This window comes from Corallococcus interemptor, from assembly GCF_003668875.1.
GTDB lineage: Bacteria > Myxococcota > Myxococcia > Myxococcales > Myxococcaceae > Corallococcus > Corallococcus interemptor.
Genome location: NZ_RAWM01000044.1, coordinates 30,463 through 54,741, shown reverse-complemented (window position 1 = coordinate 54,741; position 24,279 = coordinate 30,463). Strand labels below are relative to the sequence as shown.

The following is a 24,279-nucleotide window of genomic DNA, read 5'->3' as shown; positions in this document are numbered from 1 at the left end:
CTATTCGTCGTACCGCCACACGCCCTTCACGGACATCAGGTTGGGAACGATGGCGGTGTTCTCGTCTCCCCCTTCACTGCGAGGAACGCCCCTCGTGTGGTCCGGGTTGAACCAGAGCTCGACACAGACAGGGAATGTTTCACCGGTCTTTTCCTGACGCAGTTGGGTGAAACGGCCGTAGACCCGTTTGGAGCCCACGTAGAGCGTGCCCGTCAGCATGGAGTTGTGCCTGACGCGCCCCTCGAACATATGCGTGTACACCGCGGCACGTCCCTCGCGGACGGTCACGAGCCCGGTCCTATTCGGGTCGAACTTGGCGGCCCACTGGATGCCTTCGATTTCCAGCTTCTGCATGGCCTCCTGCGCATCCAGGGGACAGTCCTCGGCGGGGGGCGTGGGCCGGTCCACCAGGGGCGCGCTGGCGCAGGCCATGCCCGCCACGCAGGACGCGAGCGTCGCGGCCTTGAGCGCACGCGCGGGTTTCGGAGACGGCGGAACAGGGGGCTTGGTCGTCACGGGAACGTGTTCCTCTTTCTGTGCCACCACGGGGGCGGCGACGGGAACACTGTGCGGGCGGTCCGGCGGGATCTCCAGTTTATGACCAAGTGGGGCGGAAACGCTCTCAGGGACCTGTGGGGTTGTATGGCGCGTCCAGCCCCGGAACAGGACCTCCCAGGTCCCGGGTCCCGCCAGCAGCAATCCCAGGCATGCCGCCACGCCCAGCCACCCCCAGGCCGGGAACCGGCGCGGGGCCGCCGGCTCGGGAGCGGGCCGGGGTCTGGGCGCGGGCGTCAGGTACGGCTGCGCCGGCCAGGACGGACGGCGGATCTGGTTCGGCGTGCCGGGGATCTCGTCGAAGAGGTGCGCCTCGAACGCCGCCGCTCCTCCGGACAGCAGCCCCCGCATCAGCTCCGAGTGCGCCGCCTCCCCCGTGCGCGGCCGCTGCTCCGGCTCCTTCTCCAGGAGCCGCAGGATGGCCCTCGACAGGGGCTCCGGCACCTGCGGGTTGATGTCCCGGGGCGTCGGCGGCAGCCGCTCCGTGATGGCCACCGCCAGGAGCTCCGGCTCCTGCCCCGGCGGGAACGGGAAGTGCCCCGTGACGGCCCGGTACAGGCACACGCCCAGGGCATACAGGTCGTCCGCCTCCCGGTACGGATAGCGCAGCTCCGGCTGCCTCCAGTGGCGCTGCTGGAAGCGGATGGCCTCCGGGCTGCGCAGGTGCAGCGTCCCCGGGGGCAGGGTGGTGGTCGTGAGCGTCGCGGCCCCCGTCTGGTCCCCGGCCCCGAAGTCGATGAGCACCGGCACCTGCTCCCTCGCGCGGACCAGGATGTGCTCCGGCTTCAGGTCGCGGTGCAACACGCCTCGCGCATGCAGCACCCCCAGCGTCATCGCCACCGAGCCCCCCACCATGGCCACCTGCCGGAACGTGGGGTTGACCGTCTCCGTCCAGGTGTGGAGCGCCAGCCCCTCCACGCAGTCCATGACGAAGTACGGCAGCCCCTCCACCGGATCCGGCCACCGCCCCGTGGCATGCACCCGCACCACGTTCGGATGCCACGCCCGGTCCAGCAGCAGCGCCATCTCCCGCAGCGCCCGGGCCGGGTCCGGATGCAGCGACAGCTTGAGCGCGAAGCTCCGCCCTGGCGCGTCCAGCGGCTCCACCTTGTAGACCGCGCCGTAGCCGCCCACGCCCAGCGTCCCCAGCACGCGCCAGCGCCCCACCACCGCGCCGGGCTGGAGCGCCCCCGGGAACACCTGTGACCCTTCCTGACCCATGAACCTCCAGGGTCGCATGAAGGGCACTCAACCTGGAAGGTCATCCGGGATGGGGTGCCGGAGCCAACCCTGGGCCGTGTGTTCCCAGGTCAGGAAGTCTCGCCTCGTGGAGCCCAGAGGAATGCTCCCAGCGGAACAGAGGGACGGTGACCGAAATGTGACATGAACGATGCGCGTATCAGCCCGGTGCTGTCAGACGGATTTGATGTATTAAGCCGCGTCTCATCGCAGCTCCCCCCCTCATCCAGGAGTTCCTGATGCGTCGTCTTGGCTCAGCCCTTCTCGCCGTGGGCATGCTCGTTGGTTGCGGTCCTGGTACCCAGGCGGAGACTCCCCCCGAGTCCGCTCCGTCCGCCGAGCAGCAGCAGCAGGCCCCCATCCTCACGACGACGAACGTCGACGTGGCCATCGAGTGCTCCGGCATCCTCGAGTTCGCGAACACGGCGTCGTACACGCTGCTCGACCGCTACCTGCCCAGCAACGTGGTCACCAACATCGTGAACCGCCGCGCCACCGCGCCGTTCACGTCGCTGGCGGACCTGTCCTCCGTGCCGCTCGTCGGCCCGACCCGGCTCAAGCAGCTGGAGGGCGGCGCCCGGACGATGGACTTCATCGACGCGGACTGTGTCGGCATCCTGGATGGCATCGCCATCTCGCGTGACGACCAGACCGCCATCGTCAACCTGGTGAACACCATTGATGACTCGGAGCTGCACGACGTCCTGCCGGACGCGTGGAACGGCGCCGTCAACCTGCTCAACACGCGCCCCTTCACCACCGCGCAGCAGATCGCCGACACGGCGGGCATCGGTGACGTGAGCTTCCGCAACATCCGCAACTCCGCCACCCTGAGCCGTCCGCTGGAGGCGCTCTTCACCGCCATCAACGCCATCCCCAGCAACGGCTCCTATGGCGCCACCACGCTGCGCCACTTCGACTGGTGGAACATCGCGTCCGCCAACCACTACTACCGTGACCAGAAGGAGTGCTTCGGCCTGGAGCCCACCAGCGTCCCGTACGGCGCCTCCATCCGCCCGAACCTGGCCAACGCCGCCGAGGTGCGCGCCGAGGTCCAGCGCGCCTTCGACTACGTCGGCGGTAATACCAAGGTCTCCGCCGCGGTCCGCGACGCGGGCTTCGCGAACCTGGACGCGCTGATCCAGGGCCGGTCCTTCAAGGGCTGCATCCTCACCTACGAGAACGACCCCTGGAGCCGCAACACCGTCCACATCTACGTGGACACCGTGAACGGCTTCAGCGTGATGACCGAGACCTGGTGGGCGGAGTAGTCCCCACCCCCTGACGTCCCGAAGCCCCGGTCTCCTCCCTGGGAGTCCGGGGCTTTTTCATGTCCGGAAGCAGGCAGGGCCCTGGCGGGCAGGCCGCCCTACCCCGTGGCGGGGAAGGAAACCGTGCATCCCCGCGTGTCTATGGGTATAGACACGCCCCATGTGCCCCCTGGTGAACACGAAGGACCTGATTGACGCCCAGGAGGTGGCGGGCCTGTTGCGCCTGGCCCACCCCAACAGCGTCAGCACGTACCTGCGCCGTTATCCGGACATGCCCCGTCCGGTGCTCGACCTGGGCGCCGGGCGCCCGCGCCTCTGGCTCAAACCCCAGATGCTCCGCTGGGCCCGCGCCCGCCAGGCCGCCGCCAACACCGACACAAGCTCCCGAGGCTCCCGATGACCACCGCCACCCCCCGAACCGCCCCCGCCGTGCTCCCCGGGCCCAACGACGCCTGCTGGTGCGGCAGTGGCTCCAAGTACAAGAAGTGCCACCGTGGCGCGGACACCGTGGAGGCCCGCAAGAAGGGCACGGACACCAACCGCAAGGGCATCCGCCCCGGCATCGTCAGCCCCCGCCGCGTGGTGCCGCTCACCATCGCGCGGCCGGACTACGCGGACTCCATGGCGGGCCGTCCCTCGCGCTCGCGCAACGAGCCGGACGTGAAGTCGCCGGACGTCATCGCCCGCATGCGCCGCGCCTGCCAGGCCGCCGCGCAGGTGCTGGTGGAGACCGCGCAGCACGTGCGCGTGGGCATCACCACGGATGAGCTGGACGCCATCGCGCACGAGGCCTACCTCAAGCGCGGCGGCTACCCCAGCACGCTCAACTACCACAAGTTCCCCAAGTCGCTCTGCACCTCCGTCAACGAGGTCATCTGCCACGGCATCCCGGACAGCCGCGCGCTGGAGGACGGCGACATCGTCAACCTGGACATCACCATCTACCTGGATGGCGTCCACGGCGACTGCTCGGCCACGTACCTGGTGGGCAACGTGGAGCCGCAGCACCAGCGCCTGGTGCAGATCGCGAAGGAGTGCCTGGACATCGGCATCGCCGCGGTGAAGCCCGGCCGGCCCATCAGCGACATTGGCCGCGCGGTGGAGGCCCACGCCGTGAAGAACGGCACCAGCGTGGTGCGCGCGTACTGCGGCCACGGCATTGGTGAGACGTTCCACACCGCGCTCCAGGTTCCGCACTACTACGAGCCGGAAGCCGACACGATCATGCAGCCCGGGATGATCTTCACCGTGGAGCCCATGATCAACCAGGGCCACTGGGACCACCGCACGTGGAACGACGACTGGACCGTCGTCACCGCGGACGGCCTGCGCAGCGCGCAGTTCGAGCACACCCTGCTCGTCACCGACACGGGCGCGGAGATCCTCACCGTCCCCTGAGCGCTTCCCGCTCCTGAAAACACCACGGGCCCCGGACGCGTACCGCGCATCCGGGGCCCGCTTCATTTCCAGGCGGTGACGGCTTATGCCCGGCGGCGGCGCAGCTTCAGCGCCAGGCCGCAGAGCATCAGCAGGCTGGTGGCGCCCAGCGGGCCGGGCACCGTGCTCTGGCAGTTGCAGCCGTCGGACTCGTCCGGGTCCTGGGGATCCTGCGGATCACCCGGGTCCTGCGGATCCGGATCCGGATCCGGGTCCACCACGGCGTCGTCGGTGACGAACACGGCGGTGCTGCGCGCCGGGACCGTGAAGCCGCCCGTGGCCGCGTCGTACGCGGACGTGCGCACCACCGGGTCCGTGGACGCCTGGAGCACCGGGTGCAGCTTGAGCTTCAGGGACTTGTACCCATCCGACTTGAACGTCTGCGCGTCGTCCGTGCCGTTGAACAGCACGATGGCGCGCTTGCCCTCCGCGTTCGTGCCGTGGTCCTGCATGGCCATCACGATGAGGCCCGGGATCTGGTCCGGACCGGTGTTCTCGAAGCGCACCAGCTGCTTCACCTCGTCACCGGTGCGCAGGCGGAACAGCCGCGAGCTCTTGCGGATGGTCAGCATCTCCTCGAAGTGGTCGCGCGCGCGGAGAATGTCCGCGTTCGCCGGCTTGAGCGCCGGGTCCGCCAGCATGGGCCCGAAGAGCGGCCAGTTGCCGTTGTTCTCCGGGGCCGGAGGCAGGCCCACGCCCCAGTTGTTGGACTGGTAGGTCCAGTCCACCTTGTTGAACCAGTCACCGGAGTTGTAGCTGTTGCGGTCCAGCGACTTGGAGCGCAGCAGCTCATCACCCGCGTGGAAGAACGGGATGCCCTGGCCCAGCGCCACCAGCGACATGCCCAGGTTGTGCATGCGCACGCGCTCGGCCATGGGCAGGTCGCGCCGTGCCTTCAACTGGACCGCGTCGAACAGCGTCTCGTTGTCGTGCGCGGAGACGTAGGTGATGACCTCCTGCGGGTCCAGCGTGTAGCCCACGGGGGCCCCGCCGTTGTACTTCACCTCCTCGCCCTTCACGGACTTGCCGGTGGCGTCCACCAGCGGGTAGTCCTTCAGGTTGCCGGTGAGGCCCACGCGGATCCAATCGCCGTAGAGCAGCAGCCGGGCCTTCTGATCCGCCTCCGTGCCCTGGTTGGTGCTGTTGGGGTCGGACAGGAGGCCGCTGATGAAGCCCTGGTCCTGCAAGCCGCTGAAGGGGCCACCGCCGCGGGCCGCGTCGCGCAGGCGGTCGTTGAACGTGCCAATGCCCGTGCCCGCCATGTTGAGCTGCGTGGCGTTCTCTCCGCGCGCCTTGTTCTGCACCTCGCCGAAGTCCCAGCCCTCGCCGTAGACGTAGATGGCCTTGCCGTCCACGCCGTCCTTCTCCACGGTGAGCGCGTCCAGCGTGGCGCGCAGCTTCACCATGTTGGATTTCATGTGGTGGCCCATCAGGTCGAAGCGGAAGCCGTCCACCTTGTACGCCTTGGCCCACGTCACCACGGAGTCGATGAGCAGCTTCTCCATCATCGCGTTCTCCGACGCGGTGTTCTGGCAGCAGGTGCTCGTCTCCACGTTCCCGTCGTCGCTGAGGCGGTGGTAGTAGCCGGGGACGATGCGGTCCAGGACGCTCTTGGCGTCCTGCCCGGAGGAGTTGGTGTGGTTGTAGACCACGTCCATCACCACGCGCAGGCCGTGCTGGTTGAGCGACTGCACCATCTCCCGGAACTCCACCGTGCGCGTCGTGCCCTGCGCGTTGGTGGAGTAGCTGCCCTCCGGCACCGTGTAGTGGTACGGGTCATAGCCCCAGTTGAAGCCGTCCAGGTCCGCCACGGCCTTCACCGCCGCCTGCTGCTGATCCGAGTCCGGCGGCAGCGACACCAGGTCGCCCTGCGGGTGCTTCTGCCCCGCGCGGTCCTCGTTGATGGTCGCGATGTCGAACACCGGCAGCAGGTGCACGTGCGTCAGGCCCGCCTTCGCCAGCCGGGTCAGGTGCTTCATGCCGTCCGAGTCCCGGGTGAACGCCTTGAACGTGCCGCGCTCGTTCTCCGGCACCGTCAGGTCGTTGATGCTGAAGTCGCGCGCGTGCAGCTCGTAGAGGACGATGTCCTCCGGCGCCTCCAGCGCGGGCTTCGCCAGCGTGCTCCAGCCCTGCGGCGCGAGCGTGGGGTCCGCCAGGTCGACAATCTGGCTCAGCTCGCTGTTGATGGAGAGGGCCACGGAGTAGGGGTCCGTGACGCGGTTGGTGACGACCTTGCCCTCCTTGCGGGCGTAGACCTCCACCTCGTAGAGGAAGAAGCGGTTCTTCCACGACGCGTCGCCCGTGACGCTCCAGACGCCCTTGGCGCCGGCCGTCATGGGCACGCGGGTGGTGGTGGACGTGGGGGTGCCGTCCGCGAACAGGAGCAGGTTCACGCTCTTGGCCGTGGGGGCCCAGACGCGCAGCGTGGGGATGCCGTTCTCGAACGTGGCGCCCAGCGGGCCGTCATACGCGTCCAGGTCGTCCAGCACGCCCGCGAACTGCGCGCTGGTGGCGTCCAGCATCACGCCCGCCGCGTTCGTCGCGGACAGGGCCACCTGGCCCTTGAGCCACGTGGCCGCGTTGGCCACGTCCGCCTCGGCCAGCTTCAGCACCGTGCGGCCCTGGAGGTTCTTGAAGCGGTCCGCCTGCGCGGGGGTGAGGCCCGAGGGATCCACCGTCAGCGTCACCGCGCTGCCACCCTGCACGCCGGTGCTGCTCAACGTCATGCCGCCCGTGGGCGCCGTGTGCAGCTTGAACACCGTGCCCGCGGGGGCCGCGACCTCCGGGGTCCACACCAGCGTGTCGCGCGCAATCCAGTGCGCCCGAGCCAGCAGCAGGTTGCCCGCCGGAGCGTCCGCGGCCCGGATGGTCACCTTCTTGGACGCACCGGAGTCGAAGGTGAAGATCATCTCCTGGCCATCCCTCTCCACCTCGAACGCAGCGTTGCTGCCGGGGTAGGCGGTGGCCCACTGCTCGTCGAGCGCGACCTTGCACTCGTAGTTGCCTGCGGCCAGCGCCTTCGTGGTGAAGGTGTAGATGCCGTCGCCGTCCGGGTCCTGCATCATCGAAGCCAGACAGTCCGGCTGCCAGTCACCCGGACAGCCCAGCTCGCTCTGGAACGAGCCCGCCACCGTGGCGATGGTGCCGGAGCGGTTGCTCGTCACGTACAGCGTGTTCGCGTCGAAGTAGAACTTCACCGCGCCCGCCGTCGTCTGGTTCAGCACCACGTCCGCGCCGCCGGGGCCGCCGTGCGTCTGCGACAGCGAGCCGTCCAGCGCGACCTTGAAGTGCCAGGTGCCCACCGGCACGTTGAACGAGCCCTGCCACTTGTCGTCGTTCGTGTCGTACGCCAGCGCCGTCTGCGCGCAGGTGGGGTCGTTGTCCGCGGCACAGCCCGCTTCGCTCTGCAGATCGCCAATGACAGTCACGGACGTGGGCGCCGCCAGCGACGACAGCGGGGCGAGCGCGGTCATCAGCCCGCCCAACGCGAGCGCTCGCGTCAAACGGGGTCCTGCGAATGGAACTCTCAGGGGAAACCTCCAGGGGGGGTGTAAATCCCGGGCACGGTACCAGCCGCTCCTGTCCCGGGAGACCCTTGGGCCGTTTTCACGGTTTGCGTGACCCACTGGATGATCCGAGCCGGAGCCCGCGCATCCACCCCGTGACGTCGGATGGAAAAGGGCGTCCAACCGAGACGCAGTGCGGCAGGAACCGCGCGCTCCGTTGAGTCCGCTCGCGCCATGCGTCACACGGATGTGCAGAGGAAGACATCCGGGACGTGCCGCGTTGCGGCATCAGCCGATTGTCCCGACGGCCCTTCACCCCTTTCCAGACTGTTGGATACAGTGCCGCGCCCAGATGTCCTCCAGTCTCCCCTGCCCACAACCGAACGCTGTCTCCCACCCCGGTCGGTGGCGCCCGATGCTCCAGGGCCTCGTCGCCCTGTGTCTGGCGGGGTGCGCCACGGCCCCCACGCCGACCCAGCCCGCGCAGGAGCCCGCCGCGACGCAGCCGGCCGCTCCGGCAGCCCCCGCTCCCGAACCCGTGAAGGAGGCCGCTCCGGCCCCGGCCCAGGCTCCCTCCCAGGCTCCGGCGACGAAGGAGCCCGCGCGGCCCTGGGCGGACGAGGTGCTGTACTTCGTGGTGGTGGACCGCTTCGCGGACGGCGACCCCTCCAACAACGAGAAGGGGGACGTGAAGGCGCCGGGCACCTTCCACGGCGGGGACCTGAAGGGGCTCACCGCGAACCTGGATGAGCTGTCCTCGCTGGGCGTGACGGCGCTGTGGGTGACGCCGCTGCTCAAGCAGATCCCGGGCTTCGTCACCGGCTCCGGCTTCCCGGACTGGGGCTACCACGGCTACTGGGCGGACGACTTCCACTCGCTGGATCCGCGCTTCGGCACGGAAGAGGACTTCAAGGCGCTGGTGGACGCGGCGCACGCGCGCGGCATCCGCGTGCTGCTGGACGTCGTCTACAACCACCCGGGCTACAACTCCCGGTACCTGAAGGACCACCCGGACTGGCTGCGCTCGGAAGACAAGGGCACCTGCGGCTCGGATGATCTGACGTCGTGCGTGGCGGGCCTGCCGGACTTCAAGACGGAGCGGCCGGAGGTGGCGAAGTACCTGCTGGACGCGCAGATCGACTGGGCGAAGCGCTCCGGCGTGGACGGCTTCCGGCTGGACACCGTGAAGCACGTGTCCCACGACTTCTGGAAGGAGCACCGCCGCCGCACGCGCGCGGAGATCTCCCCGGACTTCTTCCTCCTGGGCGAGCTGTGGGGCGGCGACGTCGAGGGGCTGGCGCCGTACTTCACCCCGGATGAGATGGACGCCGGGTTCGACTTCGCCTTCCAGGGCAACGCGCTGGGCTTCGTGCAGGGGCGCGGCCGCGCGGTGGCGTTCGACCGCTATCTCCAGTCCCGCTCGAAGGTGACGCCGGGCCACCACCTGTCGCACTTCCTGTCGTCGCACGACGTGGACGGGGCGCTGCACCAGCTTCAGGGCAACGTGCCGCTCTTCCGTCTGGCCGCCACGCTGCAGCTCACCACCAGCGGCATCCCCGTCATCTACTACGGCGAAGAGGTGGGCCGCGCCGGCGGTGACTGGCCCGCGAACCGCAGCGACATGCCGTGGGGCAAGCAGGCGGTGAAGCCTGGCGCGGGAAAGAAACGCGACGAGGCCTTGCGCGAGTATTACAAGCGCCTCATCGCCATCCGCCGCGCGCACCCGGCCCTGTCGCGCGGCACGCACGCGCCGCTCAACACGGAAGGCGATGTGTATGTCTTCCAGCGCAAGGACGAGGCGTCCGGCGACACGGTGGTGGTGGCGGTGAACCGCGGCAAGACGAAGGGCACGGCTTCAGTGCCGTGGCCGGAAGCGTGGGCGGGCGTCGGCGAGGTGGAGGATTTGCTGAACGGAGGGCGGACGAAGGCTGGCGCCACGCTGGACCTGGCGCTCCCGCCGCTGTCCGCGCGCATCCTCGGGCGCGTGCCGTGAGGCACCCGGCGGGGCGTGCGCAGAACCAGACCCGCACGTGCTGTTGTCACCGGCGCGAGCGGGGCTCTTGCTGGAGGGCCTGATGGCCGGCGTGTCGTTCAAGGACGTGGCGAAGCGTTACGGAGACGTGTCGGTCATCGAGGGGCTCAACCTCGATATCCGCGACCATGAGTTCATGGTCCTCGTGGGGCCGTCCGGTTGCGGCAAGTCCACGGCGCTCCGGATGATCGCCGGCCTGGAGGAGATTTCAGGGGGCACCATCTCCATCGGTGAGCGCGCGGTGAACGCGCTGCCGCCGAAGGACCGGGACGTCTCCATGGTGTTCCAGAACTACGCGCTCTATCCGCACATGTCCGTGCGGCAGAACCTGGAGTTCGGCCTCAAGATCCGCAAGACGCCCAAGCCGGAGATGGACAAGCTGGTGGACGAGGCGGCGGAAATCCTCGGCATCTCGCACCTGCTGGACCGCAAGCCCAAGGCGCTCTCCGGCGGTCAGCGCCAGCGCGTGGCCCTGGGCCGCGCCATCGTGCGCAAGCCGGCGGTGTTCCTCTTCGACGAGCCCCTGTCCAACCTGGACGCGAAGCTGCGCGTGCAGATGCGCTCGGAGATCAAGAAGCTGCAGCACCGGCTGCAGGTCACGTCCGTCTACGTCACGCACGACCAGATCGAAGCGATGACCATGGGCCACCGCATCGCGGTGATGAAGGACGGCAAGCTCCAGCAGCTGGGCACCCCGCTGGAGGTCTACGAGAAGCCGGTCAACGTGTTCGTGGCGCAGTTCATCGGCACGCCGCCCATCAACATGCTCACCGCCACGCTGGACGCGGACGGCGCGTCGCTCACCGGTGACGGCTTCAATCTGCCGGTGCCGCAGAAGCTGCGCCCGGCGACGGCGGGGAAGGGCGGCCGCAAGGTGAAGCTGGGCCTGCGCCCGGACAACATCCTGCCGGCGGGCAGCGCCGCGCGCGGTGAGTCCGCGCCCGCGGAGGCGCGCGTGGAGCTGGTGGAGCCGCTGGGCAACGAACTCATCGTGCACGCCCGCCTGGGAGACAACCCGCTGGTCTTCCGCCTGCCCCCTCAAGCGACCCCGGAGCCCGGCGCCTCCATCCCCGTGACGGTGGAGCTGGAGTCCCTGCATCTCTTCGACGCTGAATCCGAGCTTCGGCTTTCCGTTTGATACCCCGGAGGATTTTCCCAATGACGCACCTGCGAACGTTGCTCGCGGCCTTCTGTCTGTGCGCAGTCGGCCTGTTGCCCGTCCCGTCCTTCGCCGCCACGGAGCTGGTGCTCTGGCACGCCTACCGCGCGGAGGAGAAGGCCGCGCTGGAGAAGGTGGTCGCCGAGTACAACAAGGCCAACGAAGGCAAGGTGAAGGTCACCACGCTGGCGGTGCCGTACGACGCCTACGCGGACAAGATCTCCGCCACCGTGCCGCGCGGCAAGGGGCCGGACCTCTTCATCTTCGCGCAGGACCGCCTGGGCGGCTGGATTGAAGCGGGCAACACGGTGGAGCCCATCGACTTCTTCCTGGATGACGCGACGAAGAAGCGCTTCATCCCCACGACGATGGAGGCGATGACCTACCGCGGGACGGCGTACGGCCTGCCGCTGAACTACAAGGTCATCACGCTCATCTACAACAAGAAGCTGGTCCCCACGCCGCCCAAGACGTCCGGCGAGATGGTGACGATGGCCAAGAAGCTCACCGACGCGAAGGCGGGCCGCTTCGGTCTGGCCTACGCGTACAACGACTTCTACTACCACGCGGCGGTGATGAACGGCTTTGGCGGCGGCGTGTTCGACGCGAAGAACGCCCCCACGATGAACTCGCCCGCCAACGTGAAGTCGGTGGAGCAGGTCCTCAAGTGGAAGAACAAGGACGGCATCCTCCCCGCGGAGCCGTCCAGCGCGCTCATCACCTCGCTCTTCAACGAGGGCAAGGCCGCGATGGTGTTCTCCGGCCCGTGGTTCCTGGGCGAGGTGGCCAAGAACGTGGAGTACGGCCTGGCCCGGCTGCCCACGCTGGATGAGAACAAGGGCACGCCGATGAAGCCCTGGATGACGGTGGAGGGCGTGTACGTGGCCGCCCCGTCGAAGAACAAGGAAGCGGCGTACGACTTCGCGAAGTTCCTCACCGACGCGGGCCCCGGCAAGACGCTGGCCCTGGAGGGCCGCCAGAGCCCCGCGAACCAGGCGGTGTACCAGGACGCGAAGGTGTCCGCGGATCCGCTGCTCAAGGCGATGAAGGACCAGGTGGACGTGGCGGTGCCCATGCCCAACCTGCCGGAGATGTCCATGGTCTGGACCCCCGCCACCAGCGCGATGAACACCGTGTTCAAGAACACCGCCACCCCCAAGGCGGCCCTGGACGCGGCCCAGAAGAGCGTGGCGAAGGACGTCGCCGGCCTGCGCAAGAAGTAAGTGAGGAGCTGAAGTGAGCCAGAACGCCCCCCAGCAGCCCCCTTCCGCGGCCGGCGCCCCCACGCCGGCCCGCGTCTCCCCGAGCGGTACAGCGCCGGACCCTTCGACTCCGGGGTCCGCTGGCCGTGCGGGCGGATACCGGGGGCGCGTGCTGGTGGGGCTTGGCCTGGCCCTGGGCGTGTCCCTGTTCCTGGCGCACGGCCTGCTCGCGCGCGCCAACCAGGAGCGCGCGGCGGAGCGTGAGCAGCGCACGGCCACCGTGTCCCTGTTGGGGCTGGCGGACCTGGTGCAGCGCGCGGGCGGCACGGGCGACGGCGTGAAGGCCGTGGTGGCGGGTTGGCCCGGCGTGCCGGGCAGCTCCGTGCGCGTCATCGCCTTCAGCGGCATCAAGCTGGAGGCGTCCACCTTCCCGGAGGACACCGGGGACAAGGCGGCGCCGCGCCGGCTGTCGCGCGAGGAGAAGCCGCTGTACGACCGCGGCCAGCGCCTGCGCGCCGCGGTGGAGACGAACCGCGAGGAGGGCAGCGCGCGCAAGCCGGAGGTGGAGTCCGAGCTGCTGGACAACGGCGCCACGCGCCTGCTGTCCGCGCCGGTGGAGGTGGACGGGCAGGTGGTGGGCTCCGTGGAGTCCCGCACCCCGGTGGTGGTGAAGGGCGAGACGCCTTCGTGGACGCCGGTGCTGCTGGCGTTCCTCCTGCCGCTGGCGGCGTGCGCGGCGGCGGTGTTCGCGCTGTCGCGCCAGGGCGTGCGCGTGGCGGTGGCGGCGGTGCTGTTCCTGGTGGGGCTGGGCAGCTACACCGTCTACTCGCTGCGCGCGCTGGACGCGGAGCTGCGCGAGACGGAGGACGCGGTCAGCGCGGAGCTGCGCACGCGCGGTGAGAAGGCGCAGGCGCTGATCTCCGCCAACAACCTCAATGCCGAACCCGCGCTGAAGCCCGGCGCGTGGGACGCGGACGCCATGCGCCGCCCGCTGGGCCGGCTGACGGAGTCCGGTGCGCCGGACGCGGCCAAGCTGGCGGCGGCGGGCGCGCAGGTGCGCGGCAACGCGACGAAGGCGCTGGGCGCGCTGGGCGTGCTGGGGCTGGCGGTGCTGCTGTTCATTGGCCTGGGCGCGCTGCACCGCGCGGCGGCCACGGCGGTGGAGCACCGGCAGGCGTACGCATACATCCTGCCCGCCATGCTGGGCATGGTGGTGCTGGTGTTCTTCCCCTTTGCCTACGGCATCACGCTGTCGTTCACGGACGCCAACCTCTACAACAGCAGCCAGCCGCTGTCGGAGTTGTGGGTGGGCTTCCGCAACTACGTGGACATCCTGGGCGACTTCAGCTTCGCGAAGACGGCGGCGGACGGAACGCTGGTCTTCAACTACCTGAACTTCTATTACACGCTGCTCTTCACCATCGTGTGGACGGTCACCAACGTGACCATCGGCGTGACGGTGGGCCTGCTGCTGGCGCTGGCGCTCAACGTGCCGAATCTGAAGATGCGGCCGGTGTACCGCGTGCTGCTCATCCTGCCGTGGGCCATGCCCAACTACATCACCGCGCTCATCTGGAAGGGCATGTTCCACCAGCAGTTCGGCGTGGTGAACCACGTCATCCGGATGTTCGGTGGGGAGGGCCTGGCGTGGTTCGACTCACCGCTCACGTCGTTCTTCACGGCGCTGGCCACCAACGGCTGGCTGTCCTTCCCGTTCATGATGGTGGTGTCGCTGGGCGCGCTCCAGTCCATCCCGGGTGAGCTCTACGAAGCGGCGCGCGTGGACGGCGCCAACCGGTGGCAGCAGTTCACCGCCATCACGTTGCCCGCGCTGAAGCCCGCGCTGGTGCCGGCGGTCATCCTGTCGGTGGTGTGGACCTTCAACATGTTCAACATCATCTTCCTGGTGACGGGCGGCGACCCGGGCGGCTCCACCGAAATCCTGGTCACCCAGGCGTACAAGTTCGCCTTCGAGCGCTACCGCCACGGCTACGCGGCGGCGTACTCCACCGTCATCTTCGGCATCCTGCTCATCTACAGCATGGTGCAGAACCGCATGAGCCGCGCCACGGAGGCCGCGTAACCCATGGCGCTCTTCTCCGAACGTCGTGAAGGCATCCCCCACCTGCCGCTGCACGCGGTGCTGATTGCCTTCACCCTCTTCACCATCTACCCCATCCTCTGGGTGGTGAGCCTGGCCTTCTCCGGCAAGCAGAGCCTGGCCATCGCCACGCTGCCGGAGAACCCCACCTTCTGGGACCGGCTGCGCGCGGTGACGCCGTGGCCAGAGTCCTTCAGCGTCTCCAACTTCGTGTCGGTGATGTCCGACCAGCCGTTCGCGAAGTGGATGCTCAACAGCGCCATCGTGGCCATTGGCACCACGGTGCTGGGCGTCTTCATGGCGTGCACGGCGGCGTATGCCTTCAGCCGCTTCAAGTTCCCCGGCCAGCGCGCGGGCATGATGGCGTTCCTCGTGTCCCAGATGTTCCCGGGCACGCTGATGCTCATCCCGCTCTACATCATCCTGGTGCAGTGGCTGGGCCTGGGCAGCAGCCGGCTGGGCCTCATCATCGTGTATGCCACCACGTCCATCCCGTTCAGCGTGTGGATGCTCAAGGGCTACTTCGACACCATCCCCAAGGACCTGGAGGAGGCGGCGCTGATGGACGGCGCGTCTCCGGGGCGCATCTTCTGGAGCATCATCCTGCCTCTGGCCAAGCCCGCGGTGGCGGTGACGGCGCTGTTCAGCTTCATGACGGCGTGGAACGAGTTCATCCTCGCGGCGACGTTCATGGACCAGGAAGCCATGTACACGGCGCCGGTGGGCCTGCGCTTCTTCGTGGGCGGCTTCAGCCAGCAGTGGGGCTACTTCGCGGCCGGCTCCATCATCGTGTCCGTGCCCGTCGTGTTCCTCTTCCTCTTTTTGCAGAAGTACCTCGTCTCCGGGCTCACCGCCGGTGGCGTGAAGGGTTAGTCCGCAGTCCTTTTCGTCTGTCGTTGCAAGGAGCAAACACCCCCATGATCAACCCCCGCATTGCAGTCCTCACCCTGGCCGCCTCGCTGTCCGCGGCGCCGGCCCTGGCCGAGAAGGTGTCGTTCAAGGACCCCACCGGCGACGACAAGGGCCCCGGCAAGTACACCTACCCGACGGACCCCGTGTACAAGCCGGGCTCGTTCGACCTGACCGGCTTCAAGCTGGACCAGGGCGGCAACAAGACGGACGTGGAGATCCAGCTGAAGGCCTCGCTGGAGAACCCCTGGAAGATGGCGGACGGCTTCTCCGTGCAGGAGGTCTTCATCTTCATCGACACGGACCACAAGGCCGGCAGCGGCTTCACGGACAGCCCCCCGGGCCTGAACGTCTCCTTCGCGCCGGAAGACGCGTGGGACAAGGTCATCATCATCTCGCCGCAGGGCTCCTCCCGCGTGCGCGCGGAGGCCAACAACAAGGCCGGCGCCATGAAGGGCGCCGTCGTGGTGCCCACCAAGGTGCGCGCCTCCGGCAACAAGATCACCGCCACGGTCATGAACGCGGACCTGGGCGCCGGTAACCCCTCCACCTGGGGCTACCAGGTCGTGATGCAGTCCAACGAGGGCTTCCCCGCGGACAACGACCTGCTCACCCGCCGCGTCAACGAGTACGAGGGCCAGCACCGCTTCGGCGGCGGCTCCGACTTCAACTGCGATCCGCACGTCATCGACGTGCTCGCGGGTCAGGGCAAGGGCGACAGCTCTGAAATCAAGGCTCAGTACGACATGCTGGCCTACGAGTGCGCGGGTGACGGTTCCGCCACGAAGAAGGCCACGCTGAAGATGGTCTCCGGCGAGAAGCGCCCGGCGGCGCAGGGTGGCGCGGCGGCGGCCCCGGCCCAGGCTCCGGCCGCTCCGGCTGCCCCGGCGGCTCCTCCGGCCCCGGCTCCGGCGCCCACGCCGGCCGCTCCGGCTGGAACGACGGTCGCTCCGGCGCCGACGACGGCCACGCCCACGAAGTAGTGGGTGGCGGACTGTTCAAAACAGTCCGTTTCAAGGTTTGATGCAACACGGGGAGGGCTGCCGTGGTGACCCCGCGGCGGCCCGGGAGAGGGGATGACCCCCCTCTGATTCAAAGGCTTTCTGAAAAGGGTTTTCCGGACATCATGAAGAATCGCAAGAACGTGGTGCGGGGAGCGTGTGCGCTCACCGTTGCGGTCGGCCTCATTCCCGGGGCGGCCATGGCGCAGGACAGCGGCCCCAAGCTCACCATTGGCGGCACGACCTATACGAAGTACCTCTGGGGCACGCAGCGCGACCAGGGCGCGATGTACAACTTCACCACGGTGCCCGGTGAAGGCTACGGCGACAACGGCATCGGCACGGAGCTGGAGCTGTTGCTGAACGCGAAGATCTCCCCGCAGGTGGAGGTCAACGGCCGCATCCACAGCCGCTTCAACCAGAACTTCTGGACGAACTTCGGCGGCTTCGGCGGCCGCAACCCGCCGACGAACTGCACCGCGGGCGACTGCGGCGAGTTCGACCCGCGCTCCAACCAGTACATCAAGCTGCGTGGCATGTCCGTGACGCTGCGTCCGGGCTACCTCATCGACTCGGCGCTCATCGGCGCGACGGACCTGGGCCAGTTCGACCCGTTCGTCATCGGCCGCGTCCGTTACATCGACCGCGACAACGCGGCGGCCATCATGCTGCAGGGCTCCAACTTCGACCGGAAGCTCACGTGGGACGCGGCGCGCATCTCGCTGCCCCGCTTGTGGGCGGGCCCGAACTTCAGCACGGGCGCCTTCCACGCGCGTGACGCGGCGTACGGCTTCCAGGCGAAGTTCACCCCGAACGAGCTCTTCGACGTGGGCGGCATCTTCCAGTACGCCAACGACCAGGAGATCAACCCGGAGGACACGAACCTCGACGACGGCCGTGACCTGACCCCGCGCTACCGCAACGGCGTGGGCGGCCTGAAGGCGGGCCTGCACATGGGCTCGTGGCTGGACGTGCGCGGCGCCGTGTACACGTCGTACTCCAACGCGGACCCCGTGCTGTCGCCGGCGAACTTCGGCGGCATCGGTGGCTACAGCGCGGTGCTGGCCGGTCACCACACGGACCAGACGTACATGCTGAACGCGTCCCTCAACGACCCGCTGGACGTGGGCCTGTCATTCAACTTCCAGCTGTTCAGCATCGGCGCGGACTACGTGGCCGTGATGGCCAGCCGCCGGGAGGCGGACGTGCTGCTCACGGAAGGCCACGACGGCAGCTTCGCGTTCCCGGGCCCGTCCAACGCGTCCTACGGCATCTACAAGGGCAACCCCACCCGCATCGGTTACGGCGGCTGGACGAGCGAGGCCCAGCAGGTCGCGACCATCAACGTGGACAACGACTTCACGGACTTCGACGAGCCCATGGCGGAGACGGCCATCGGTTGGAAGGGCGTGACGGCGAACCCGGTCTACACGAACGGCGCGCTGGAGCTGGGTGGTGAGTACTCGTTCATCACGTACAACACCAACTGGCAGGCGTACGGCAACGACCGCGAGTCGCTGAACAACAGCCAGTACCCGGGCACGGAGCTGGACTCCGGCGTGGGCCACAACTTCCGCACGGCCTACCAGCCCTTCCAGGACAAGCGGACGCACCTGGTCGCGCTGCGCGCCAAGTACGTGGTGGACGTGCTGAAGGGCATCGATGTGTTCGGCAAGTTCAAGTACATCCACGAGTCGGACAAGCGCCTGAACGACCCGCGCTTCCTGCCCTACCAGGCGGGTGCGTGCCCGGGTGGCGCGGCGGCGTGCGACAACTCGCTCATCAACGAGTACAGCCCCGGCAACAGCACGTCCGGCCTCTACCGCAACCCGGACGTCATCACGAACAGCCAGGGTGACACGGGCTACGAGTTCAAGCCGTTCGACAACATCGCGGACGACGACCGCCTGCTGGACTACACGACGTTCACGGCTGGCGCGGGCTACCAGTTCACGGACGACCTGTACGTGTCCGCCAGCTACTCCAAGTTCTTCGCGGACCTGCTGGATGGCAACACGGCGTTCCAGGCATACAACAACCACGAGATGGCGTCCGGTAAGCACAACAAGAACCAGGTGCTGGTGAAGGCGCGCTACATCCTGTCCGGCGTGGAGTTCGGCCTGGAGGGCCAGTACGCGTTCGGCACGTTCCGTCCGGACTTCGGCGACGGCTTCGTGGTGCAGTACGCGGATGAGACCATCGCGGCCGACCACGGCGTGGCGGTGGGTTCGCGCGGATTCATCAACCGCAACAAGGGTTGGAACAGCCTGGAGGAGCGCAACTTCGACCACATGCGCGTCAAGGCGTTCATGAAGGCGCAGTTCTAGTCACCGCGCGCCCTGCTCGCGGCGGGGCCTGCGGTTGATGCGAGAGGAGCCCGGGGCGCCTGTGAAGGCACTCCGGGCTCCTTGCGTTTGGGGCACCGCGCGGTACACCTGGACGGGCCGTCCCTTCGTGCATGAGGTGCCCTTCCATGTTCGTGCGTTCCCGCGTGTCCGCGCTCCTGCTCGCTTCCTCCCTGGCCGCGTGTTCCGGCGGAAAGACGCGCGAGGACGCGCTGCTGTTCCGGCTGACGGATCCGGTGGGGGATGACCACGGCGACGGCGAGCTGGTGTATCCGCGCCGCACGGACCTGGGGCGCGGGGACCTGGACGTGGTGGCGGTGGCGGCGTTCGCGGACGACCAGGCGACGCGGTTCGAGGTGACGTTCGCGCACCCCATCACGAGGCCGTCGCGCGCGCAGTCGGTGGACCTGGAGGGGGCGACGATCGCGGAGCGCGCGCGGCACGGCTTCTACACGTTCAACGTGGACCTGTACGTGGATCAGGACCGGAAGCCCGGCTCCGGGCGCACGGACACGCTGCCGGGGCGGGGGCTCACGCTGGCGGCGGATTCAGGGTGGGAGAAGGCGGTGGTGCTGACGCCGCGCCCCTATGAGGCGCGCGAGGCGCTGCGCAAGAGCTGGCGGCAGGCGGCCCTGGACGCGTACGAGAAGAAGTCGGGAGGCATTGGCGGCAAGGTGGAGTCGGAGCTGAACGCGGCCACGGAGCAGGAGCTGGAGGCGCGCGTGTTCTTCCCCACCATCATCCAGGTGAGCGGCCGCACCGTGAGCTTCCTGGTGCCGGACCGCTTCCTGGGCGGACACGCGAGCGCGGACTGGGGCTATGGCGTGGCGGTGACGGGCGCGACCCTGGAGCGGCGCGTGGCGCTGGGCGGGATGTTTGGTGGGGACACGAACGCGAACCCGCGGTTGATGGCGATGGGCATCATGCCCGGCGAGCCGGTCAACGACCGCTTCGGTGGCGGGCGCAAGGGAGACCCGTCGCAGTCGCCGGTGGTGGACCTGCTGGTGGCACCGGGCACGACGCAGGAAGAGATCCTGGGGCCCACGCGGCCTGGGTGGAGTGTGGTGGTGCCTTCGGGGAAGACCGTGGCTCCGGTGGAGGATGCCGGGGTGCCCGAGGACATGCCGGACGCGGGGAGCGTGGGTCCTTCGTCGCCCGCCCCGTGACGGTTGGCTCCCGCGTTGTGCGTGGGAGGTCCTGGTTGAGGTGAGTCCGCGCGGTCGAGGATGGAGGCCTTGGAGGCATCCATGTCCTCGTGTCCGAGCTGGGTGGTCGCGGTGCTGCTGCTGTTGCTGGGCACGGGGTGTTCAGCGACGCGTGGCGTCCGGCTGAAGACGGGGCGGGAGGCTCCGGTCGTCCATGTGCCTCGGGCGGAGGTCGCGCCCGTGGAGTTGGGCGAGGACACGTTCCAGGAGGCGGTGCGGACGCTGGCTGCGTCGCCGGGCTCCATGGGGGCTTACGCGCATGTGCGCGGGCGGCTGGGGCTGGTCTCCGTGGAGGAGCCTGCTCGGGCCCGGTTGCTGGGGGATGACCTGGCGAGCGCCTATGGCCGGTGGTGCCAGCGCAAGCAGACGCCGGGGGACTGTCTTCAACTGTTGGATCACGGTCCCACGCTGGATGAGGACGGACGGCGTTCTCTGGCGTTCGCCATCGCGTTGGACTCGGTGTGGGACGAGACGTCGGAAGCGCTGGTGGGGATGACGGACCGGCGCGCGGTGCTCACCACGATTGTCGCGACGGGCACCGTGTATCTGGCGCTGTGGTTGCTGCCGGAGCCTGTGTCGAAGGGCCTCGCGGCGACGATGACGGTGGTGCTCATCGCCTATCTGGGCATCGACACGGTGTGGAACCTCATCCAGGGGTGGATTGAGTTGTCCGAACAGGCCCGGGTGGCCCGGACGTTCGATGAGCTTCGTGATGCAGGGGAGGAGTACGGCGAGGTGATGGGGAAGAACGCCGCGCGGGCGTTCGTGATGCTGGCGCTGGCGGCGGTGGGGAGCACGGCGGAGACGTTCGCCGCGAAGGTCGCGACGCTCCCGGGTTCAGGGCAGGCCTCGCTGGTGGCCGCGGAGATGGGCGGCTTCCGGCTGGCCGCGGCGGCGCAGGTGGAGTCCGCGGCCGTGTCCTCCGAGGGGGTCGTCACGTTGGTGCTGGCGCCGAACGCGGTGGCGATGTCCGCGCGGGAAGACAAGGGGCCTGTCGCGAGTGGCGCGGATGTGGATGGGCCTGAGCACCACATCGCGTCCAACAAGTTCTGGAACGCCACGAATCGCGGTGGCCCGTGGTCACCGCAGTTCCAGAAGATCTTCGACAAGGCTGGGATGTCGCTCGACGACCCCGCAAACAAGGTCCGCGTGCCAGGGCATAAGGGGCCGCATCCGGAGGCGTACCACAGGAAGATATTTGCTGTTCTGGATAGAGCGACGGGGCAATGCAGGTCCATGCAAGAGTGCAGGACTGTGTTGACGAGAGAGTTGCGAAATCTCGCGAGGATGATCAGCGAGCAAGGTACTGACCTGAATCGATGGGTCACCGGTATTGAGTGATTCAGGAGCTTCACCGCGGCGATGAGATACTTCGAGCTTTCAGATCAGGTCGCAGAGGGAATCTGGTTCCTGGGGCACCCCCTTGATGCTCAAGGTCAGGAACTCGACGACCCCTGGCAATTCAGAGTGGGCGTGCCTGCCCACTTCAAGGGGCAGGTCAGATTCCCGGTGGACGTGAAGGGAGAAGCCCGTGACTACTCTCACGCGGCGTTCAGCACCCCGGTCGTCAATGCGAAGCTAGCGGCTCTTTTCCAGGAGTTGGCCCCAAATGATGTGGAGTTGATTCCCGTCGAAGTCGATTCCTGCGTAGGGCCATACTTCATCCTCAATGCCATCCGCGCCATTCCATGTGTCGACGCCGAGGAGTCGTCGGAAGTGGCGTATTGGACCGAAGAGGACGGGATTCCGGAGAAGGTTGGCACTCTCAGCTTCATCTCTGGAATGCGCATTGACCCATCGAAGGTGGGTGGCGCCAAGGTGTTTCGCCCTTCGGAGTGGGAGGTCTCACTCATCGTCTCAGAGGACATCAAGGACGCGATGGAGCGCGCGGGCATCACGGGCGCGGTGTTCGAAGCGGTCACGGGCCCACCAACTTTCGATCCGGTTCGCCGCGCGGAAACGAAGAGGCGTGGCGAGTTGTGGAACCAGGCTCGCTATGCCCGTGCGGCCGTGTGGCGCGGGCTCGGCACCCTGTCTGACGACTTCTACATCCCTCCCGTCGTGGGCGGCCCATGGCCCGCCAAGAGCCAGCACTGGATCGCCATACGCCGTCCTGACGGCCACATGCTCATCGTGACCGATGGGCTGTCCGATCCCTTCTCCGACGTCCTGGACCGGCCCACCGCGGGCTTCGGACTCGAACTCGCCATCGAGACCCCGGAGCCACTGGGGGAGGTGTGGAAGAGCTGGCCGGTGCACCTGCTCGAACGCGTTGCCTACGAGGTCGCTGAGTTCGAGAAGCTCCGTGTCACCCTGGCCAACGGCACGCTGTCCATGGAGGTGGACGGCGTGGGCATGCCCGAAACCCTCGTCACCTCCGAGGGCCGTGTGGCCGTGCTCATCGGCATGGAGACGGACTCACTGCCCTCGCGCTTCACGCTTCCGGGTGGCGAGGTCCGGCTCCTCACCGTGAAGGTGCTGATGCCCGCGGAGCTGACGTGGCTGCTCCGTCAGGGCAGGGGCGCGGCGGCGGAGCTCATCCGCCACTTCAAGGCCGCGGGAGAGGGCCACCTCTCCCGTTCGTGGCGCCAGCCCGTCGTCAGCTAGCGCAGCCGCCAGATGCCCGTGGAGCGCCCGGGGATGCTCGTCTTCCACGCTCCCGTGGCTCCAGTGAGCGGCGCCACTCCGTTGTCCAGGAACAGCGGCTCCGCCGTCGTGGCCTCCACGTTGAACGGCCCCACGGACTCCTGCGCGGTGGAGAAGTTGTGGACCACCAGCACCTGCTCGTCGTCCAGCGTCCTCACGAACGCCAGCGTGCGTGAGACTCCCGTCGTTGGCGTGAAGAGCCGCAGGCCTCCGTTGCGCAGCGCCTCCGAACCCTGGCGCGCGTGGATGAGGTTCCGGTAACGCGACAGGAGCGAACCCGGGTTGCGCCGCTGCGCCTCCACGTTCGCTGTCTCCCGGCCGCTGGAGAACGCGTACCACGGGGAACCCGTCGTGAAGCCTCCGCCCGCGGCCGCGCTCCAGGGCATCGGCGTGCGCTTGGACTCGTCGTTGTTGGCGTTGCCGTTCCCCAGGCCCACCTCCTCGCCGTAGTAGAGGAACGGCGCCCCCGGCAATGTCAGCAGCACCGCCGCCGCCAGCCCCAGCTTCGCTCCGTCGTTGGCGAACTGCGTCGCCAGCCGCACCTGGTCGTGGTTGGTGAGGAAGGGCGCGTCCGCCACTCCAGCCGGGTACTGGTTCTTCATCTCCAACAGCTTCGCCGCCACGCCGCCGCTGTTGCCGGAGGTGATGGCCTCCAGCACCCGCGCGGACATGGGGAAGTTGAAGTTGAGCGGCAGCTCGTCCCCGCCCGGCACCGTCGCCGTGGAGCCGTAGTACTTGGCCACCGACGGCGTCTCGCTCCAGGCCTCGCCCACCAGCACCGCGTCCGGCTTCACCGAACGCACGTGCGCGGCGAACTCCCTCCAGAAGGCGTGCGTCTCCGGCGTGTCCGCCTGGCCCGCGCCGCTGCCCGTCTCGATGAGGTAGCGCGCGGCGTCCAGCCGGAAGCCGTCCACGCCGCGCTGGAGCCACAGCGTCGCCAGGCGCTTCACCTCTTCACGCACCGCGGGCGTCTGGAGGTTCAGGTCCGGCATGCCGCCCCAGAACGCGCCGTAGTACCAGCCGCTGTCCTGCGGGTGCCACGTGTTGGTCTGCGAGTACATGTCCCACGGCTGCGCCCAGCCCGGGTTGTTCCCGCGCCACTGATACCAATCCCGCTTCGGCGACTGCGCCGACGACGCCGAGTCCACGAACCACGGATGCTGCGAGCTGGTGTGGTTGATGACGAAGTCCAGGATGACGCGCATGCCCCGGCGGTGCGCTTCGTCACACAACCGCTGCAGGTCCTCCAGCGAGCCGTAGGCGGACTGGATGCGCTCGTAATCCGTCACGTCGTAACCGTGGTAGCTGGGTGACGCGAACACCGGCATCAGCCACAGCGCGTCCACGCCCAGGTCGTCCGTCGTCGCCGGGTTGCCGTCGTTCAGGTAGTCCAGCCGCGAGATGAGCCCCGGCAGGTCTCCCACGCCGTCGCCGTTGGAGTCCTGGAAGCTGCGGACGAACACCTCGTAGAACACCGCGCCCCGGTACCACCCGTCCCCCGCGGGCGCGGCGAGCGTGATGTTTCCAGTGCCACTCGGGGTCGGCGTGGGGGAGGGCGAGGAACCGGCGCAGGCCCACAGCAGGGCCGCGCCGCAGAGGGAGAGTCCACGGAGGGGGCGCATGGCTTCTTCCTCTAACAGCGAACGTTCCACGCGGGCCAGCGGGCGGCCC

Annotated in this window: 16 protein-coding genes; 13 read left to right on the top strand and 3 right to left on the bottom strand. The window is 68.4% G+C overall.

What is annotated here, in order from left to right:
* Positions 1-1,776: a serine/threonine protein kinase gene (locus D7X96_RS18200; protein ID WP_158626432.1), complete on the bottom strand. Its 1,776-nt coding sequence runs from the start codon at positions 1,774-1,776 to the stop codon at positions 1-3.
* A gap of 257 nt (positions 1,777-2,033) precedes the next feature.
* Here D7X96_RS18200 and D7X96_RS18195 point away from each other — a divergent pair, with 257 nt between their 5' ends.
* The 3 genes from D7X96_RS18195 (at position 2,034) to map (ending at position 4,463) form a co-directional block, all read left to right on the top strand.
* A complete protein-coding gene (locus D7X96_RS18195) occupies positions 2,034-3,065 on the top strand; it encodes a helix-hairpin-helix domain-containing protein (protein ID WP_120552756.1) in 1,032 nt (343 codons plus the stop codon).
* 160 nt (positions 3,066-3,225) lie between these two features.
* A complete protein-coding gene (locus tag D7X96_RS18190) occupies positions 3,226-3,465 on the top strand; it encodes a hypothetical protein (protein WP_120552755.1) in 240 nt (79 codons plus the stop codon).
* Positions 3,462-4,463 (top strand): type I methionyl aminopeptidase, encoded by a 1,002-nt coding sequence (gene map, locus D7X96_RS18185; RefSeq protein ID WP_121770299.1) that lies wholly within the window; start codon positions 3,462-3,464, stop codon positions 4,461-4,463. The genes D7X96_RS18190 and map overlap by 4 nt, the downstream gene beginning before the upstream one ends.
* An 83-nt stretch (positions 4,464-4,546) precedes the next feature.
* Here the strand turns inward: map and pulA are convergent, their stop codons facing one another.
* Complete coding sequence (gene pulA / locus D7X96_RS18180) at positions 4,547-8,005, bottom strand: pullulanase-type alpha-1,6-glucosidase (protein WP_121770298.1); 3,459 nt, start codon at positions 8,003-8,005, stop codon at positions 4,547-4,549.
* Between the two features lie 418 nt (positions 8,006-8,423).
* Here pulA and D7X96_RS18175 point away from each other — a divergent pair, with 418 nt between their 5' ends.
* The 10 genes from D7X96_RS18175 to D7X96_RS18130 all read left to right on the top strand — a co-directional run bounded on the left by D7X96_RS18175 (position 8,424) and on the right by D7X96_RS18130 (position 22,569).
* Complete coding sequence (locus D7X96_RS18175; RefSeq protein ID WP_120548893.1) at positions 8,424-10,001, top strand: alpha-amylase family glycosyl hydrolase; 1,578 nt, start codon at positions 8,424-8,426, stop codon at positions 9,999-10,001.
* An 82-nt stretch (positions 10,002-10,083) separates the two neighbouring features.
* Complete coding sequence (locus tag D7X96_RS18170; protein ID WP_121770297.1) at positions 10,084-11,178, top strand: ABC transporter ATP-binding protein; 1,095 nt, start codon at positions 10,084-10,086, stop codon at positions 11,176-11,178.
* 20 nt (positions 11,179-11,198) lie between these two features.
* On the top strand, positions 11,199-12,422 hold the full coding sequence (locus D7X96_RS18165; protein ID WP_121770296.1) for an extracellular solute-binding protein: 1,224 nt from the start codon (positions 11,199-11,201) through the stop codon (positions 12,420-12,422).
* Between the two features lie 13 nt (positions 12,423-12,435).
* Complete coding sequence (locus tag D7X96_RS18160) at positions 12,436-14,484, top strand: carbohydrate ABC transporter permease (protein WP_121770295.1); 2,049 nt, start codon at positions 12,436-12,438, stop codon at positions 14,482-14,484.
* A 3-nt stretch (positions 14,485-14,487) separates the two neighbouring features.
* On the top strand, positions 14,488-15,375 hold the full coding sequence (locus D7X96_RS18155) for a sugar ABC transporter permease (protein ID WP_121722852.1): 888 nt from the start codon (positions 14,488-14,490) through the stop codon (positions 15,373-15,375).
* 44 nt (positions 15,376-15,419) lie between these two features.
* Positions 15,420-16,394 (top strand): glucodextranase DOMON-like domain-containing protein, encoded by a 975-nt coding sequence (locus D7X96_RS18150; RefSeq protein ID WP_121770294.1) that lies wholly within the window; start codon positions 15,420-15,422, stop codon positions 16,392-16,394.
* 143 nt (positions 16,395-16,537) lie between these two features.
* Positions 16,538-18,739, top strand: coding sequence for a hypothetical protein (locus tag D7X96_RS18145; protein WP_121770293.1), 2,202 nt, complete (start codon positions 16,538-16,540; stop codon positions 18,737-18,739).
* A gap of 146 nt (positions 18,740-18,885) precedes the next feature.
* On the top strand, positions 18,886-19,923 hold the full coding sequence (locus D7X96_RS18140; protein ID WP_158616226.1) for a glucodextranase DOMON-like domain-containing protein: 1,038 nt from the start codon (positions 18,886-18,888) through the stop codon (positions 19,921-19,923).
* Positions 19,924-20,004: 81 nt separating this feature from the next.
* Entirely contained in the window at positions 20,005-21,303 is a 1,299-nt protein-coding gene (locus D7X96_RS18135; RefSeq protein WP_121770304.1) for an AHH domain-containing protein, read from the top strand.
* A gap of 21 nt (positions 21,304-21,324) precedes the next feature.
* Positions 21,325-22,569 carry an imm11 family protein gene (locus D7X96_RS18130; protein WP_121770292.1) on the top strand — a complete coding sequence of 415 codons (1,245 nt, stop codon included), beginning with the start codon at positions 21,325-21,327 and terminating at the stop codon, positions 22,567-22,569.
* Here D7X96_RS18130 and D7X96_RS18125 read toward each other — a convergent pair.
* A complete protein-coding gene (locus tag D7X96_RS18125; RefSeq protein WP_121770291.1) occupies positions 22,566-24,230 on the bottom strand; it encodes an alpha-amylase family glycosyl hydrolase in 1,665 nt (554 codons plus the stop codon). The genes D7X96_RS18130 and D7X96_RS18125 overlap by 4 nt on opposite strands.
* Between the last annotated feature and the right edge of the window lie 49 nt (positions 24,231-24,279).